Below are 18534 nucleotides of genomic sequence, written 5' to 3' on the forward strand. Positions count from 1 at the left end.
TAAACCCATAACATGAAAAAACTATACTTGTTGTTTTTTGCGGCACTATCCGCCGCACCTTTTGCCCGGGCGCAAAGCCCCGGAACTTACTTTACCTCTTACCCTACCCTTACACCCGATGGTAATACGGTAATTTTCAGTTATGAAGGCGATTTGTGGAAAGCCGACGTAAACAGTCCTGCTGCCATGCGCTTAACCGCCATGCAGGGCATCGAAACCAACCCAAGGGTATCGCCAGACGGGCAGTGGCTGGCCTTTTCGTCAAGCCAGTATGGCAACAACGATGTATATATCATGCCGATGGCCGGCGGCGAGGTAAAGCAATTAACCTACCACGAAGCTAATGACGAGGTAGATTCCTGGAGCTGGGATTCTAAAACCATCTACTTCACCTCGGGCCGTTACAATATGTTTGGCGCTTATAGCGTAAACCGCACCGGCGGCACGCCTGTACGGTTGTTTAACCACTATTTTAACACCATACACGGCGTGGTGCCGCACCCGCAAACCGGTGAGCTGTTTTTCAGCAACACCTGGGAGAGCTATAACTTTGCCCAGCGCAAGCATTATAAAGGCGACTATAATCCCGACATCCAATCGTACAACCCCAAAACCAAAGCCTACAAGCAATACACCAACTGGATAGGTAAGGATTTCTGGACCACGCTGGATAGCCAGGGCAATATCTATTTCGTGTCTGACGAGACCAATGGCGAATACAATTTGTATACGCTGACCAACGGGCAAAAAACAGCTTTAACCAGCTTCACTTCTTCTATTAAACGCCCATTTGTAAGCGCGATTGGTAACCGGGTGGTGTTCGAGAAAGACTATCAGCTTTATGTTTATGATGTAGCCACTAAGCAAAGCCGCAAACTTAACCTTAACCTGTACCGCAATAATGTGCTGGCTAAGGACCAGGAGTTTGATATAGACGGACGAATTGAAGCTATGGATGCCTCGGTTGATGGAAAGAAGATTGCCTTTATATCGCGCGGCGAAATTTTTGTGAGTGATATTGAAGGCAAATTCATTCAGCAATTATCGCGCGGCAACAGCGAACGGGTAACCGAGGTTAAATGGCTGCCTGATAACCGGACGCTTATTTTTAGTCAAACTTTAGAAGGGTACGTAAACTGGTACACCCTGCCTGCCGATGGCACGGGTAAACCCAAACAGATTACCAGCGAAAAACGCAGTAACCGCCAGCTTACGGTAAATAAAGCGCATACCCAGGGCGTATATTTGAGCGGCCGCGATGAGGTTCGCATTATCGACCTAAAAACATTAGCCAGCAAAACCATTGCGAAAGATGAGCTTTGGGGCTTCCAAAATTCCAAGCCCTACTTTTCGCCAAACGGCGAGTATGTGGCTTACACTGCCCGCCGCAATTTTGAGCTGGACATTTTTGTATATAACGTAAATACCGGTAAAAACTTCAACCTCACCCAAACCGGCGTTACCGAGTCAGACCCGTTCTGGTCGCCCGATGGTAAGGATTTGTACTTTGCCTCCTCGCGTACGCAGGCGCAGTACCCGACGGGTGCCAATAATACGCATATTTACCGCTTGCCCCTGCAAAGAACGGATGAGGATTTTAAGCTGAATAAGTTTCGTGATCTGTTTAGCGAGGAGAAGAAAAGCGAGGTGCCTACCAATATTAACAAAAGCAAAAAGCCGGAGAACGCACCCAAACATACATCAACGCAGCCCGTGCCCAAAGCACCGGCCAATATCAGTATAGATACGGTAGAGGTAATGAACAGGCTGGAGCGTATTAGTCCGGAGTTTGGACGGCAGGGTAACCCTTATGTAATTCAAAAAGGCAGCAAAACGATGGTGTATTATATATCCGACCAGGCCGAGGGCCGGCCGGGCGTTTACCGCACCACCATTGAGCCGTTCGAGAACAACAAAACCGAAAAAGTAGTCGGGGCCAATGGATGGAGTTTTGAAATTGTCCCGAGTGGCGACCGTTATTATCTTATTGCTAATGGCAATGTATATAAACTAAGCCTCGACCAAAACCGGGTAGATGAGTTAGACCTGAGTTATACCTTTAATCGTAATTTGGATGGCGAGTTTAAGCAGATGTTTGACGAAGCCTGGGCCGATTTGGAGGAAAACTACTACGACCCGCAGTTTCACGGTGTAGACTGGAAAAAAACACACGACCATTACCAAACCTTTTTACCGTACATCACCAACCGGGCCGACCTGCGCGTAATGCTGAATGATATGCTGGGCGAGCTCAACTCATCGCACATGGGCTTTGGCACCACTGGCCCCGAGGAGCGCACCAACCTACACTACCGCACCATGGAAACGGGTATTGTGTTTAACAACGAACAGCCCTACGTAGTAGCCGAAGTGGCAAAACGCAGCAATGCCGATTACAAAAGCATTGACGTACAGCCCGGCGACCGCCTGAAAGCCGTAAATGGCGTAGCGGTTAATGAAAGCCAGAATCGCAACTTCTATTTTACGCAACCCTCACTTAGCCCTGAGCTGGAACTCACGTTTGAGCGTAGCGGCAAAACCTTTACGACCAAAATACACCCGCAGAGTGCAGGCGACCTCAAGGCCAACCTGTACGATGAGTGGGTTGACCATAACCGCAAGGTGGTTACGCAAAAAAGCCACAACCGCATTGCCTACACGCAGATGAAAGACATGGGCGGCTCATCCCTGCAACACTTTTTGGAAGATATGGTAGATGATGCCTACAAAAAGGATGCACTTATACTGGATTTGCGCTACAACACCGGCGGCAATGTACACGATGCGGTGCTGAATTTTCTGTCGCAACGGCCGTATTTGCAGTGGCAGTACCGCAACGGCCAACGTACCGTGCAACCCAACTTTGCCCCTGCCGCCAAGCCGATTGTACTGCTCATCAACGAGCAGAGCCTGAGCGATGCCGAAATGACAGCAGCTGGGTTTAAGGCCCTGAAACTGGGTAAGATCATCGGTACCGAAACTTACCGCTGGATTATATTTACCAGCGCCAAAGGTTTAGTAGACGGTTCGAGCGTACGCCTGCCATCATGGGGTTGTTTTACGCTGGATGGCAAGGATTTGGAGAAAGAAGGTGTAAAACCCGACATCTACATCAAAACTACCTTTGTTGATCGGCTCAATGGCACCGACCCGCAACTGGATAGGGCTATTGAAGAAATTATGAAAGAGTTGAAGTAGCCCAGGCCCCCCTCTAAATCTCCCCCCGGTAGGGGGAGACTTTCTTATTTTGAAACCTTGTCATGGCGAGCGATAGCGTGGCCATCTCCTCGCTTACTTAAGCAAGTAAGGAGATGGCCACGTCGCTATCGCTCCTCGCCATGACAAGGTTATCTTTTATTTTCTCCCTATTTAAAAACCCTCCCGGTGAGGGTTTGGGTGGGGCTATGGGTCTTAATTCAAAAACAACGACTCCTTGATTTCAGGAATAATATTTTTTTCTTTAGCCGTATCAAACATCAATTGAATAGCTTTTTTGCCTTCAGTGCCTAAATCAAGCGAGTATTGGTTTACATAAAGCTCAATGTGCTTGTACATCACTTCTTCGCTCATTTCCTGTGCGTGCGATCGGATAAAATCCAGGCCCGATTTAGGGTTGGCAAAGGCATACTCCACCGAACGACGCAGTACGCGGTTTACTTTGTGTTGCACCTCTTCGGGCAGGCGGCGGTTGGCCACAATCCCGCCCAGCGGTATGGCACAGCCGGTCTGCTTTTCCCAATAATCGCCCAGGTCTATAATTTTTTTCAGACCCTTATCCTGATAGGTAAATCGGTTTTCATGGATGATTAAGCCAACATCTATCTTGTCTTCCAAAATTGAGTTTTCGATTTCCGAAAAAACGATCTCTTGCTTATTGGTAGCTTGAGGAAAAGCCAGACTTAACAAAAAGTTGGCTGTAGTATATTTACCTGGAATGCCTATTTTGAGTTGCGAGTTGCCGGTTGTAAGTTGTGAGTGCAGCTCTTCCTCATTGCCTTTGCAAATCAGCATAGGGCCAACACCAAAACCCAGCGCGCTGCCGGCATCCAGCAATATGTAATGGTTAGCCACATAAGCAAAAGCATGGTAGCTTAGCTTGGTAATATCCAGTTCGTTGCGAAAAGCCTTTTGGTTAAGGGTTTCCACATCATCATAAAATACCTCAAACTCCAAACCTTCGGTATCAATTTTATGATGTATCAGTGCGTCAAATATAAATGTGTCGTTAGGACAGGGCGAAAAGCCAAGGGTAAGTTTCATATTTTGTAGTTGTGTGTTGTAGGTTGTCAGTTGTCGGTATTAGCTGAAATCTCACAACTTACAACCCACAACTGACAACAAATTCTCCGCAAAGCTATTCAGATTTTTTATAGCCGGCCCTATCTTCCAAGCGTCGCGGTTGCGCTTTTCTACGTAATTTGACACTGCCCTGATTTGCAACGCAGGTACACCCGCCTGCTTACAGGCATAAAAAAAGGCAGCGCCTTCCATGCTTTCAACCTGAACGGGTAAACGGCTGGTCAGCTTTTCTATGTTATATGCATTACCATGTACGGTATTTACTGTTATGCCTGATACCTGTTTTATATCGGAATCTGCATAAAAATCATTCAACGCAGCCGAAGCATGGTACTTACTCTCGCCAAAGCCTAAAGTTTCAATGGGTAAAAACAGTTCATCGTCTTCGGCACCCAGTTCACCAAAAGTGTCTTCGGTTACTTCAACTACATCACCTAAAGCTATATGGCGGTCAAAGCTGCCGGCTATACCTAAATTGAGCGCCAAATCGTAACTGTGGGTAGCTAGATGAACGCCCAGCGCATAAGCTGTAGCAACCATACCTACGCCGGTAACTAGGGTTGTGAGTTGTGTGTTGTGCGTTGTGAGAGAATTACTTTGATGATTACCTGCAACTGACAACTCACAATCCACAACATTAAGCAACGGCTCAATTTCCGAACGGGTGGCCGCAACTACTAATATATTCATAGCAACTAAGATAAAACAACTCGCCTGTTTTTGTTTTGTATATTTGCACCAATATTTGTTATGATGATACACATTACGCGCAGAGAGCATTTTAATGCCGCACACCGGATGTACCGCGAGGAGTGGAGCGCTGAGAAGAACGAAGAAGTATTTGGTAAATGCGCCAACCCCAACTGGCATGGGCATAATTATAATCTGTTTGTTACCGTTAAAGGCGAAATTACGCACGCCACCGGTTACCTTATTGATTTAAAAGAGCTTAAAGAGATCATTAATGAGTATGTGATTGAAAAGCTGGATCATAAGAACCTGAATAAGGATGTTGATTTTATGGAAGGTAAAATGGCATCGACCGAGATTTTATGTATCGAGATTTTCAACCAGCTAAAAGGCCCTATTGAAGCTTATGAGGGTGTATTTTTACACTCCGTAAAACTATTCGAAACCGAAAACAACTCTGCCGAGTATTTTGGCAACTAACCAGCAATCATGATTAACGACGAAAATATTCCTGACCGCGACGAAGGTATTGACGGCTACCAGAAGATTGACCGTTACAACACGGACTTGATTGAAAACCTGTCTGGCCATTACCGCGAGGTGTTGAAAAATATTGGCGAAGACCCGGAGCGCGAAGGTTTGGTAAAAACGCCTGAGCGTATGGCCAAAGCCATGCTGTACCTTACCCACGGCTATGACCTGAATGCTAAGGATATCCTGACCTCGGCCATGTTTAAGGAAGACTACAGCCAAATGGTAATTGTAAAGGATATTGAAGTTTACTCCATGTGTGAGCACCATATGCTGCCGTTTTTTGGCAAGGCCCATGTGGCTTATATCCCTAACGGTTATGTAGTGGGTTTAAGCAAAATACCCCGTATTGTAGATGTGTTTTCGCGCCGTTTGCAGGTACAGGAACGTTTAACCAACGAGATACGTGATTGTATACAGGATACGCTGCAGCCTTTGGGTGTAGGTGTGGTAATTGAGTGCCGCCACTTATGCATGAGCATGCGTGGTGTGCAAAAGCAAAACTCGGTAACAACTACCTCAGCCTTTAGCGGTGAGTTTTTCAAGCAGGGAACCCGCACCGAGTTTCTGGACCTGATCCGCTCCAAGCTGTCGTAAATTCTGAATCAGAATTATAGAATGGATAGAATTGTCTTGCTAAGATTTATAATATACAAGCGTCTGACATTCCTAAAAATTAATAATCAATAACTCAATCAACTAATAACTAAATTGAAAGCATATATTTTTCCGGGACAGGGCGCCCAGTTTGTGGGCATGGGCAAAGATTTGTATGACCAGCACGAACAAGCCCGCCAGTTATTTGAACAAGCCAACGAAATTTTAGGCTTCCGCATTACCGATATCATGTTTAACGGTACCGATGAGGATCTGAAACAAACTAATGTAACTCAGCCGGCTATATTTTTGCATTCGGTTATTTTAGCCAAAGTTGCCGGCGAAAGCTTTCAGCCTGAAATGGTTGCCGGTCATTCCCTGGGCGAGTTTTCGGCCCTGGTAGCTGCAGGTGCATTATCATTTGAAGATGGCCTGCGCCTGGTTGCGGCCCGTGCCAATGCCATGCAAAAAGCCTGTGAGCTACAGCCATCAACCATGGCCGCTGTTTTAGGTTTGGATGATGCCGTGGTAGAAGAAGTTTGCCAGCAGGTAAGCGAGGTAGTAGTGGCGGCCAATTATAACTGCCCTGGCCAGCTTGTAATATCAGGCACCATAGCCGGTATTGAAGAGGCTTGTGAAAAACTGAAAGCGGCCGGTGCTAAACGTGCGTTAGTACTGAACGTAGGCGGTGCATTTCACTCTCCATTAATGGAATCGGCCCGTGTTGAGCTGGAGCAGGCTATTGTAAATACCAATATCCAAAGCCCCGTTTGCCCGATTTACCAAAACATAGATGCCAAGCCGCATACCGCTGCCGAAGGAATTAAACAAAACCTGATAGCACAGTTAACCGGTGCCGTACGCTGGACACAAACCGTAACCAATATGCTTCAGGATGGCGCTACATCGTTTACCGAAGTAGGTCCGGGTAACGTTCTGCAAGGGCTGGTCAAGAAGGTTGACCGAAGTGCAAACACCTCGAGTTTAAGCCTGTAATAAATAAAAAATTAAAGCCACAAACTAATGTGGCTTTAATTTTTTTATGATATTTACATTTATCTATCTGAAAATACTTTGACCACTTTTGCTAAAATACGTTTATTGCTGGCCATGCTGTTTGCCAGCTTATTGCTTACATCGGTTATTATACATTACAAAAACACACCGAAGTACAGCTTTATAAACGCTGCCCGTACGCTCGAAAACAACCTGCATAAAAAAGAAACGCTGGCCGGAAAAGTATTAAGCGATCCGCAGTTTGAGCAGCTTAAAATGCTCGATAAAAACGAACGAGCGGCACTGAACATTATTGAAACCTATACGCAAAAGCAAAGGCTGTGGATAATTACGCTTAAAAATAACCAGTTAGCCTTTTGGAGCGGTATCAAAGTATTACCAGATAACTATTTGGTTGTTAAAGAAGGCCGCTCTTTCATTAAGCAAAGCAATGGCTATTACGAGGCCATCAAAAAAACTCGCGGAAGTTTTTCGGCCATTGCATTTATTCCTGTTAAAAACGCCTACCAGTTCCAGAATACTTACCTGCAAAACAATATTGACAGAGACCTTTTGCAAGGTACCAACCTGGATATAGCCGATTTTTCGGACAAGGATGTATACCATATACATGATATCAGCAATCGTTATCTTTTTTCAGTAAAAGCAACTGGCAATGCACCACGCCACGCTTTTTCTTCAACCGAAATAGTTTGCTGGGTACTTACGCTCATCGCGCTTTGCCTGCTTATTGATAACTTTTGCAATTATCTGGCTCATAAAAAACGATTGCTTGCCGCATTCGGCACATTGGCCCTATCAATCATCATTATCCGGTTTATTAACATCTACTTTCATTTTCCGGACTTTGACCGGGGCTTGCAGATATTTAACCCGGCATTCTACACCCTTAACAGTCTGTTCCCATCGCTGGGTGATATGCTGCTGAACCTGCTGGCGGCGTGCTGGCTGGTTGCTTTTATCTATAGCCACCGGTATAAAATTGTAAAAAGAAACTTAGGCAAACCCGTTAGTTATATCATTTTCATCGGTGGTGTGCTGTTTATGGTGCTTAGCTCCACAGTATTGTTTTACCTGTTTAAAAGGCTGGTTGCCGATTCCAATATCAGTTTTGATGTTAACAATGTACTGAACCTCACCTCATACAGCGCGTTGGGTGTGTTAATGGCTTGTTTGAGCTTTTTGGCGTTTTACCTGCTTGCCGAAATTATGCTGGCAATTGATTCGAGGCTTGCTATCAATAGTAAAGCTAAATTGGCCATCTTCATTAGCCTTATTTTACTGGCTACGGGTATTCACTATGTTTTTGAATTTACCGAATTTTACTTGTTGTGGGGAGCCATTGTATTGGGCTGTGCTTACGCAGACCGATATAAAAGCGGAACAATAAACGCCATTTCGTATGTTATCGTAATTTTTACCAGCGCACTTATATTCTCTCTTAACCTGAATAGCTTCCAGGCTCAAAAAGAGAGAGAGGTGCGCAAGCAGCTGGTTAAGGAACTGGAGAATGGCAATTCGCATGGCATTAAACAAGCTTTCAGCACGGTTGAACACCAGCTTATACATGATCCGGTTCTGCTCTCTTATTTTACGCGGACTGAATCCTCTCCTAACTACCTGAAAGACCGGCTGCAGAAATTCTATTTCGATGGCTACCTTTCTGACTACGAATTTAAGATCCATCCGTTCAATAGCCAAGGGCAGCCACTGTTTGAGAATAAAGACTATACCCTCAACGACTTTAAGGACATGGTTATTTACAGTTCCTTTAAAGTATCCGAATTCTTTTACCGTGAAAATGAGAGCTTCGGCTTCCAAAAATACTTCGCCATTTTACCGGTTTATCAAGGCGAAAGTAACTTGGGCACATTAATCATCGAACTTAAATCCAAGCCCTTTCATTCTTCCGATTCGTTTCCCGAAATACTGGTTGATAACCGCTTTAGCCTGTCGAACGAGTTTAAGGACTATGCTTATGCCTTTTATAGCGACGGGCACTTACTTACGCAGAATGGCAAGTTCGATTACAACGTAATTAATAACGAGTTTAAAGGCAACCTAAAGCAGTATGTATTTAAAACCACGCAGGAAACCAACCCATCCAAACCCTGGTGGCAACGTCTGAATAAGTATAGCCATCTTATTTATCAGCCAAGCCTGCGCAAGGTAATTGTGGTAACCCGGCAAGAAAGCAATTTGCTTAACAGTGTAGCTTCACTTACTTTCTTTTTTGTAGTGTTGCTGGCATTTAGCGCCAGCCTTATTATCTTAAAATGGATTTGGGCAAGGCTAACTATTGTTAAAGTAACACGTAACAGTATCCGGTGGAACTTCGCGCTCGATCTGGATCGTATTCTTTATAAAACGCGGATCCAGTTCTCCATGATTTTTGCCGTGGTTGTAACGCTGGCCTTAGTAGGCATTATCACTTTCCTGTCCATCAAAGATCAATATCAGGACCAGCAGGACGAAGCTATCAGCGAAAAAGTAACCCGCATTGCCGACAAACTGGAAAACAACTTTACGGGCAGCATTCAAGACCCGGATGAGGAGGCTCAGGTTGAATTTAACAGCATTGCAGCCGACTTTTCAACCGATTTGAGTTTGTTTGACAGCCGCGGCAGATTGCTTTTTTCGAGCCAGCCTAAAATATACAGCTTTGGCATTCTTAAAAGGTACATGAACGCCAAGGCTTATGTAATGCTGAGCCGCCTGCAAAAATCTGTTTTTGTAAATGATGAAAAGGTAGGTACACTCAATTATAAATCGGCTTATGCACCTATACGGAATAATAAGAATGTTACGGTGGCTTACCTACAATTGCCGTCCTTTTCGGATGAGGCTGAATATCGTGACCGTATCGGCACTTTCCTGAATGATCTGATAAACATTTATGCGCTCATATTTATTGCCATAGGGCTGTTTGCCGTAGTTGTAGCCCGGCAAATAACTACGCCATTGAGCTTTATACAGCAAAACCTGAGCAAAACTGTTTATGGTAAAAAGATTGAGCCGATTAAATGGCGCCGTGATGATGAGATTGGCGCTTTGGTAACCGAGTATAACAAAATGATTGCGGCCCTTGAAAACAGCGCCAGCCGTTTGGCACAATCCGAACGGGAAAGCGCCTGGCGCGAAATGGCCAAACAGGTGGCGCATGAAATTAAAAACCCGCTCACACCGCTTAAACTTGGCTTACAATTGCTCGAAAAATCGTGGAAAGATAAAGACCCTAAGTTTGACCTGAAGTTTGAGCGCTTCAACAAATCGTTTGTGGAGCAAATTGAAAGCTTGTCTTCCATCGCATCCGAGTTTTCGGCCTTCGCCAAAATGCCGGATACCCGCATGGAAAAACTGGATGTTTTTGAAACACTGGGACAGGCCATCATTATTTTTAAGCACATGGATAATATCACAATCGCTTTTAACCGGCCAGAGCAACCTTATTTTATCAAAGCCGACCGTGATCAGTTACTGCGCTGCTTTAATAACTTGCTTAAAAATGCGATTGAGGCAATGTCGCCTGATAGGATGGGCTTAATTGAGGTGACTTACATCCTAAGTACAAATCAGGTATTGATCAATATTAAAGATAACGGTAACGGCATACCCGAAAACCTGCGCACCAAAATATTTGAACCCAACTTTACAACCAAGAGTTCGGGAACCGGTTTGGGCCTGGCCTTTGTTAAAAACTCTATCGAAAATGCAGGCGGTAAGGTATGGTTCGAAACTGAGATTGGCCACGGTACTACCTTCCACTTGAATTTTCCGGTATCGCGCCTGTAAGCCAATAATGATTGTAAGTAGATACGCTTAACATCGATTCATTAGCTATAAGAGAGTACCTGTGTAACGATTAACAATCAATTATACATTAGTTACTCATTAAGCCACCTCGCTATACAAATAAAAAAGTCCCGACCTTATAAAGGCCGGGACTTTTTTATGCATTGGTGCTTGATCGCTTATTTCAGGTGGAAGGTGGTTTTACCCATGGTATAACCATCGGCGTATAATATCACCGTGTAATCACCTTTAACGAATTTGTTAGGGTTCACCCAATCAATCGTGTATACCGAACCGTCGTCTTTAAAATCAATAGCGGTTTTGTAGGTGTACTGCAATTCCTGACCATCGGCAGTGAACACGCCGCTATCGCTAGCAATCATCAGGTTGCCGGCAGGATCGGTAATACGTACATAAACGTCGTGCATACCTTTTTCGGCAACAGCATTGCTGGCTACATTAAAGTTAACTTTAATTTTTTGTGCAGAACCGGCTTTGGTTACATCAACCTCTTTACCGCTCGATTTTACCTTGTAAGCTACCACCTCGGCGTTACCGATCTTAAGGGCGGAGGCTACTTTTACTTTCGTATTCAGCTCCTGGTTTTGCTGTTCCAGCGTTGTGGCTTTTTGCGATACGGAAGCCAGGTTGTTTTTCAGCGTATCGCGTTCGGTAGTCAACGATGCATTTTGCTGTTTCAGTTCCTCAATATCAGCGGTGTACTTGGTTACGAAATAACGCAGTTGCTTGATATCTTCCTGTGCGCTTTTTAACTCTGCTATAGTAAGCTGACCTTTAGCCAGCGCTTTTCTTAATACTTTTATTTTAGACTGCAATGAATCATTGCGTGACTGCATTTCGGCTGTCATTTTAGCTTTGCCCGCATTTACCTGTTCTATCTGCGCTTCCAGGCTATCCAGTTCGGTTTGCAGACGGTGCTTTTCATCATCTTGCTGAAATATAACTTTGGTATCCTGTTTCTTTTGCATGTACAGGTATACATCGGTTCCTAATAAAGCTATAACTACGGCAATAAGAAAATAAATTACGTTCGAGTTTTTTTTAGATGTTGGTTCTGATTTATTTTCCATCGGAATATCTTAAAATTTTAAATAGGTACTTACTATAACGCCGTTAAGATCAAAAACTGATGTGCCGAATGTAAAAAAACATTCCGGCAATACAGTTCCAAAGCTATTTTATATCGGGCCTGGCATATACTTTAACTGCCTTTTAAGCCGTTTTTAACCTGTAAATTAATCAACGCGACGCGCTAAAAATAAATACAATCTCATAAAAAGCCAAAACCATAAACCAAATTAACCATTATAGAACCATAGCTAAGCATCGGTTTGCTTATCTTTGCAACCCTTAAACGTAGTAGTTCCGCTGTATGATAAAAAAAAGATTTGTGCTGATTGCCACCATATTGCTAAGCTGTTTGCGCCTGCAGGCACAGATAGATACCATTAAACAAAACAATCCTGTTCCAAAGCGCGAATTTAGGGGAGTTTGGGTAGCAACAGTAACAAATATAGACTGGCCCAGCAGCGGCCGCACCCCCGCCGACCGGCAAAAGCAGGAACTGGTAAACATTTTTGAACAGCACCGCCAAACCGGCATTAATGCCATTATGTTACAGGTACGCCCTGCGGCAGATGCCTTTTATGCCAAAAGCCGTGAGCCATGGTCAAAGTGGCTAACCGGCCAGCAAGGCAAGGCACCCGAGCCTTTTTACGACCCGCTGGAATTTGCTATTACAGAAGCGCATAAGCGAGGCATGGAACTGCATGCCTGGTTTAACCCTTACCGCGCTACAATGGATGGCAACTTTAACAGCCTGAGCCCGCAGCATGTTACCCGCATACATCCCGACTGGTTCTTCACTTACGCCGGCAGGAAGCTGTTTAACCCCGGTATACCAGATGTACGCGCCTATATTGTTCAGGTAATACTGGATGTGGTAAAAAATTATGATGTGGACGGTATACACATGGACGATTACTTTTACCCCTACCCCGTTGCCGGGCAGCGCATCAATGATCAGGCTACGTATGAGCAGTATGGCAGCAGCCAGTTTACCGATATACGCGATTGGCGCCGCAGCAACGTGGATAGCCTTATACACATGCTGGGCGACAGTATACACAAGTATCGCCCGCACATGAAATTCGGTATCAGTCCGTTTGGTATCTGGAAAAACGAGAGCCAGGATCCGGAAGGATCTGAAACCCATGGTGGTTCCGCCTATTATGAAAACTTTGCCGACTCGCGCAAATGGATTAAGGAAGGGTGGGTAGATTATATTAACCCGCAAATATACTGGCCGTTTAACAACCGCGCTGCAGCTTTCGAAAAGCTGGCCGATTGGTGGAGCGACAATGCATACAACCATCACTTATATATAGGCCAGGCTGCCTACCGCATTAACGAACCGGGCTCGCCGGGATTCAAAAACCCGAACCAGTTACCGGCTCAGATCAGATATATGCGAAATAATCCGCGTGTACAAGGTAGTGTATATTTCAGTTCGGCATCGCTAAGGCGCAACCCGCTGGGCTTTACCGATTCGCTGCGTACTAATTATTATAAAACGCCGGCCCTACCGCCTGTTATGCTTTGGCTGGATTCGGTAGCCCCCAATGCACCACGCCAGTTAGGTGTGGTACGGCATGACCAGGGTGGCATACAGCTTAGGTGGCAAACACCTTTACTGGCTGCCGATAACGAAGCTGTATATGGCTATGTGGTATACCGGTTTTATTTCGGCGAAAAAGTAAACCTTTCTGATCCAAGCCACATCATCAGCATTAAGTACGATAACGCTAACGAGGCAACCGACCCAACCGCCGAACGCGGAAAGATTTATACGTATGTAGTTACCGCCATAGACAGGCTTAAGAACGAAAGCGTACCGGCAGTAACTACATTTAATTACCAGTAATTAGCTATTCATCACTGCGCCGCAGTTGATATCAATAGTTTGGCCGGTCATGGAGCGCTGATTGAGCAGGTATGCTACCAGATCGGCAATTTCTTCGGGCTGGCTCATGCGCCGTAGCGGAACGCTTTGCATGGCTATTTCAAAAAATTCGTCTTTGGTGATGCCAATGCCGTCGGCAATGCCCTGCAGCCCTTCCTGCGACATTTCGGTATCTACCCAGCCCGGGCAAATGGCGTTAACCAGTATTTGTTCGGGTGCAAATTGCACAGCCCACGAGCGCATTAAGCCCAGCAACCCAGCTTTAGATGCACAGTAGGCCGAATAATTGGCCACACCCAAACGCGCCAGTACTGATGAGGTAATAACAATTTGTTTGATGCCCTCCGTTTTACGCAGATTAGGCAAGAAGGTATTTATAAAATTATAGGTACCGGTAAGGTTTGTGCCTATGATATCGTTCCAACGGTCAGCATCGCCCCAATAGTTCTCGCCGCCAATACCCGAATTGGCCAGCAATCCATTTACAGCTGTATCCCCTAATTGATTTGCTGCTTGCTGCAGGCTGGCTATTTCTTTAATATCAGCAACCAAAATTTGGTGCCCGCTGCCCTGCAATGTATTCAGCGTTTCAGTTAGGTTCGCTTTGTTACGTCCCAATAAGATACAGGTGCTGCCAGCCTGGGCCAACTTTTGTGCCATAGCTTTGCCAATGCCACTACCGGCACCGCTAATGATATAGGTGTTCATTTGATTGCTGTAAGTTTATTTCAGCAAAGATAAGTATTCGGAAACTGAAAATGTTTTGAGCTAAAACCGCCCGGGCTTGGTTTTACAGAGGCACAACCTGCCTTAAGTGAGGGAAGATGCGCCTCTGTAATAATGTGGGTACTGATTTTAAAACGGTAAGCTAACCGGAATATTGCAAGCCTTAAATTATTGCTTTATCTAAAGTAGAATCAGCTTATTTACCAGAATTAATCAAACCCTTGCTTTGCAGCTTATTCAAATAGATATCAAGCTCCCAATCGCCCATGCCATAAATTTTATGCTGTTTCCAAAATGCTTCATACAAGGCATCGCGCTGGGTGGCGCCGCTTTGGTATAACAACAACAGTGTTGCTTCCATATAAGTTAACCCTTGTTGGTTTACGTGCAACCGTTTAATATGAGCTTCCAAAGCTGGCTTTAGCATGTGCAAACTTCCCCAAAAAGGCGTACCCGCTATCCACTCAGCTAACCGCGTAGCATTGCCGCTTGTATAGGCCTGCCAAGCTTCGGCCGCGATGGTAAAATCATATTCGCTTAACTGCAGGCGGTTGTCAAATACATCTTCCAATTGAGCCCCTGTCAATTCGCCCATACCACGAAAATCGAGCACATCGGGATGGCTATCCGGGCAAATTAAGAAGATGCTGCGCTCAGTTAAATCGGCCTGCCGTTGCAGCAGTTGCATAACGCCCAGCAGGTTTACCTGGCAGTGCAAATCAAATTCAAACCAAAGGTTAATTTCACTGTAGGGCTCATTCAGCTTTTCCAGCTCCAGCAAAACCTTTTGCTGGTAGCCTTCGGCTGTAGCATTAAACGTTTCTGTAATCCAGGCCTCCCGGGTTTTCCAAAAGTCAGCATCCAGGGTTTCCATTAAAGGGCCTTCTGAAAATACTTCGCGCCACACCAGCACATCGCCGTCCAGCCCGGTTTTATTAAAGCCATTTAGCGTTGCATCGCCGTTTAGAATCTGTAAAGTCATAAGCCCCCTCCCAAACCCTCCGCAAGGGAAGGGCTTACTGTTTATTTTAAATATTCAATTATTAAAAGTTTCCCTTTCGAGGATATTTAGATAGGGCCTTCTCCCAAAAAAGCTTTCAGCGTTTCAATGGTATCGGCCTCATCCTTGGGCTTATCATGCCGCCAGCGCAATATACGCGGAAAACGTAAAGCCACACCCGATTTATGGCGGGTTGATTTTTGTATCCCTTCAAAGCCAATTTCAAAAACCAGTTCGGGCTTTACAGTACGCACAGGCCCAAACTTTTCGAGCGTATTGCGCTTTACAAAAGCATCTACCTTGTTAATCTCGGTATCGGTAAGGCCCGAATAAGCTTTGGCAAAAGGCACCAGTTTATCGCCATCCCAAACGGCAAAGGTATAATCGGTATACAGGTCGGCGCGGCGACCGTGGCCTTTTTGTGCATACACCATTACGGCATCAATGGATAGCGGATCTATCTTCCATTTCCACCAGTCGCCCCGGCGGCGGCCTACCTGGTAGTGGGCGTTTTTGCGTTTCAGCATAATACCCTCGGCTACCATAGCGCGCGATTGTTCGCGTATTTGGCTCAACTGTGCCCAGCTGTCAAATTCAATCAGCTCCGAAATGCGGAACACTTCGGGATAAGGCGTTGTGTGCTGTAAACCTTCCAGCAACCCACGACGCTCGGTCTGTGTTTTATAACGGATGTCTTCTCCATCGTATTCCAGGCAATCATAAGCGATGAGAGCCACAGGCCCTTCTTCCAATACCTTTTTGGTAAGCGTTTTACGACCAATACGGGTTTGCAATATGGCAAAGGGCAGCGGCAGGCCTTCCTTAAAGCTCAGTATCTCGCCATCCACCACTGTACCGTCGGGCCATTGCTGCATGAATGGGTGCAGCTCCGGGAACTTATCCGTAGCCAGATCCTCCCCCCTGCTCCAGATAAAAATCTGACCATCGCGCTTAATAAGCTGGGCACGTATGCCATCCCACTTCCACTCGGCCTGCCACTCGCCGGCATCACCCAAGAGGTTTTGCAGTTCTTCCGGCGTTTTTTGCACGGTAGACGTTTCCTGCACCGGGTAAGCCAAAAAGAAAGGATAAGGGCGCGACACATCCTCAATAGCCGTATCAGTATGCACCAATTCTTCGAACTGATAGGTAGCAGGCATCCAGTTACCCATCAGGCGGTGTGTAATGGTAGCGGCATCTAATCCAGATACATCTGCCAGGGCTTTAATAACCAGGTTTTGCGATACGCCTACACGAAAGCTTCCGGTTAATATTTTATTGAACACAAAACGCTCCTGCCTGTCCAATGCCGCCCATGAGCGGGTTAACCAGTCGCGCTTTTCTACTTCGGGCAGATTATTCAGCGCTACAATTTCGGCCATCCACTCGGTGAGTGTTTTGCTGCTGCTGTATTCATGATCCGGTAAGAGCAGGGCTACCGTTTCGGCCAGATCGCCCACTACGTGATAGCTTTCCTCGAACAGCCAGGCCGGTATATGAGACGCCTCCATAGCCCACAGCCTGAATTGTGTAGCATTGATTTGCCGCTTGGGGCTACGCCCGGTAAACAGCGCCAGCATGTGCATTTTATCGGTATCGGGCACGCGCATAAAATAATCTTTAAGCGCCTTTACCTTCTCGTTGGTTTTGTTGGTTTCATCGAGGGCGGTGAACAGTTGGGCAAATGCTTTCATATAGTGGCCCCTCCCAAATCTACAGCCCCCTCTAAATCTCCCCCGGAAGGGGAGACTTTTTGATTTGCTATATTAATATTCGCATCGTCCAACTCCCTCCCTTCCGGGGAGGGCTGGGGCGGGGCTCCCTCTTCTTCGCCGCCATACAGGGTGTGCACCTCATGCGCATCAAAGCCTATTTCGGTCAAATAGCGGGCAAAGCTGGCGGTGTAGCCATGCGTAAGGTATACTTTTTCGCAGCCGGTAGCATCAATGGCACTCACTAACCCGTCCCAATCGGCATGGTCTGATAGGATGAACCCTCTATCGGCCGCGCGGCGGCGTTTGGCGCCACGCAGCGCCATCCAACCTGAACAGTAACCAAAACTATAGGGTTGAAACTTACGCATCCAGGGTGTACCAACCGCTGATGGTGGTGCTATTACGATGCCTTTACGTATCTCTTCTTTCGATGTAGCTTGCGTTATGCGTTTTGTAGGCTGCAATTGTATGCCATTGCGGCGCAGCGCCTCATTGGTGTTTTCGATAACGCCGTGCGTATATATTTTACCGTTACCTAAATCGAGGTTTTGTAATATGCGTTGCGCTTTGCCCAGTGAATACCCTACAATAACCGTTGCCAGGCCCTGAGCCAGATTATTTTTCCACCAGGCATTTACTTCGTTAAAAAGATCAACTTGCGGCTTCCATTTATAAATGGGCAGTCCGAAAGTACATTCAGATATAAAATGATGGCAGCTTACTGGTTCAAAAGGGGTACACACGCCATCATCTTCTACTTTATAATCGCCGGATACGACCCAAACTTCGCCTTGGCTTTCAACCCGTATCTGGGCTGAGCCAATTACATGACCGGCCGGGAACATACTGATCTCGACACCGTTTTTCATCACCTTTTCGCCATACTCAACCGTTTGTAACCGGATATCCTCGCCCAAACGGTACTTAAGCACCTCGCGCGACAAGTGATGAGCCAGGTAACGTTTGTGCCCGGCGTAGGCATGGTCGGAGTGTGCGTGGGTAATTACGGCATCATCCACAGGTTGCCAGGGGTCGATATAGAATTTACCTTTAGCACAGTAAATGCCTTTGTCGGTAAATTCGAGCAGCGGTTTGTTGAACATATAGAGATAACCGATGCAAATGGGTTTGGTTTTAAACGCCAAACGCCCGGCAATACCGGGCGTTTGATTACGTCTAAGAAA

General features: G+C 45.9%; 13 protein-coding genes. 6 read left to right on the plus strand and 7 right to left on the minus strand.

The features are described from left to right. The first annotated feature begins 12 nt into the window (after positions 1 to 12). Complete coding sequence (locus tag KHS38_RS19470) at positions 13 to 3198, plus strand: S41 family peptidase (protein ID WP_213490231.1); 3186 nt, start codon at positions 13 to 15, stop codon at positions 3196 to 3198. A 213-nt stretch (positions 3199 to 3411) separates the two neighbouring features. On the opposite strand, the gene KHS38_RS19475 is transcribed toward KHS38_RS19470, so the two are convergent. Beyond that, on the minus strand, positions 3412 to 4260 hold the full coding sequence (locus KHS38_RS19475; RefSeq protein ID WP_213490232.1) for a menaquinone biosynthesis family protein: 849 nt from the start codon (positions 4258 to 4260) through the stop codon (positions 3412 to 3414). A gap of 51 nt (positions 4261 to 4311) precedes the next feature. Next, on the minus strand, positions 4312 to 4989 hold the full coding sequence (mqnB, locus tag KHS38_RS19480) for a futalosine hydrolase (protein WP_213490233.1): 678 nt from the start codon (positions 4987 to 4989) through the stop codon (positions 4312 to 4314). A 63-nt stretch (positions 4990 to 5052) separates the two neighbouring features. Here mqnB and KHS38_RS19485 point away from each other — a divergent pair, with 63 nt between their 5' ends. From KHS38_RS19485 to KHS38_RS19500, 4 genes are all read left to right on the plus strand, one after another. Continuing rightward, positions 5053 to 5469: a 6-pyruvoyl trahydropterin synthase family protein gene (locus KHS38_RS19485; protein WP_213490322.1), complete on the plus strand. Its 417-nt coding sequence runs from the start codon at positions 5053 to 5055 to the stop codon at positions 5467 to 5469. 9 nt (positions 5470 to 5478) lie between these two features. After that, positions 5479 to 6117, plus strand: a complete 639-nt coding sequence (gene folE, locus KHS38_RS19490) for a GTP cyclohydrolase I FolE (protein ID WP_213490234.1) — start codon at positions 5479 to 5481, stop codon at positions 6115 to 6117. Positions 6118 to 6231: 114 nt separating this feature from the next. Beyond that, complete coding sequence (gene fabD, locus KHS38_RS19495; RefSeq protein WP_213490235.1) at positions 6232 to 7113, plus strand: ACP S-malonyltransferase; 882 nt, start codon at positions 6232 to 6234, stop codon at positions 7111 to 7113. Positions 7114 to 7191: 78 nt separating this feature from the next. Continuing rightward, complete coding sequence (locus tag KHS38_RS19500) at positions 7192 to 10926, plus strand: sensor histidine kinase (RefSeq protein WP_213490236.1); 3735 nt, start codon at positions 7192 to 7194, stop codon at positions 10924 to 10926. Between the two features lie 179 nt (positions 10927 to 11105). Here the strand turns inward: KHS38_RS19500 and KHS38_RS19505 are convergent, their stop codons facing one another. After that, on the minus strand, positions 11106 to 12017 hold the full coding sequence (locus KHS38_RS19505; RefSeq protein WP_213490237.1) for a DUF8428 domain-containing protein: 912 nt from the start codon (positions 12015 to 12017) through the stop codon (positions 11106 to 11108). A gap of 302 nt (positions 12018 to 12319) precedes the next feature. On the opposite strand from KHS38_RS19505, the gene KHS38_RS19510 reads away from it, so the two are divergent. Further along, a complete protein-coding gene (locus KHS38_RS19510) occupies positions 12320 to 13870 on the plus strand; it encodes a glycoside hydrolase family 10-like protein (RefSeq protein WP_213490238.1) in 1551 nt (516 codons plus the stop codon). On the opposite strand, the gene KHS38_RS19515 is transcribed toward KHS38_RS19510, so the two are convergent. From KHS38_RS19515 to KHS38_RS19530, 4 genes are all read right to left on the minus strand, one after another. Then, positions 13871 to 14617 carry an SDR family NAD(P)-dependent oxidoreductase gene (locus KHS38_RS19515; protein ID WP_213490239.1) on the minus strand — a complete coding sequence of 249 codons (747 nt, stop codon included), beginning with the start codon at positions 14615 to 14617 and terminating at the stop codon, positions 13871 to 13873. Positions 14618 to 14831: 214 nt separating this feature from the next. Beyond that, positions 14832 to 15617, minus strand: a complete 786-nt coding sequence (locus KHS38_RS19520; RefSeq protein ID WP_213490240.1) for a DUF1835 domain-containing protein — start codon at positions 15615 to 15617, stop codon at positions 14832 to 14834. An 86-nt stretch (positions 15618 to 15703) separates the two neighbouring features. Beyond that, positions 15704 to 17329: an ATP-dependent DNA ligase gene (locus tag KHS38_RS19525; protein ID WP_213490241.1), complete on the minus strand. Its 1626-nt coding sequence runs from the start codon at positions 17327 to 17329 to the stop codon at positions 15704 to 15706. Further along, on the minus strand, positions 17326 to 18453 hold the full coding sequence (locus KHS38_RS19530) for a ligase-associated DNA damage response exonuclease (RefSeq protein ID WP_213490242.1): 1128 nt from the start codon (positions 18451 to 18453) through the stop codon (positions 17326 to 17328). Before KHS38_RS19530 ends, KHS38_RS19525 begins: the two co-directional genes overlap by 4 nt. Positions 18454 to 18534: the final 81 nt, after the last annotated feature.

The organism is Mucilaginibacter sp. Bleaf8 (genome assembly GCF_018390515.1).
Lineage (GTDB): Bacteria > Bacteroidota > Bacteroidia > Sphingobacteriales > Sphingobacteriaceae > Mucilaginibacter.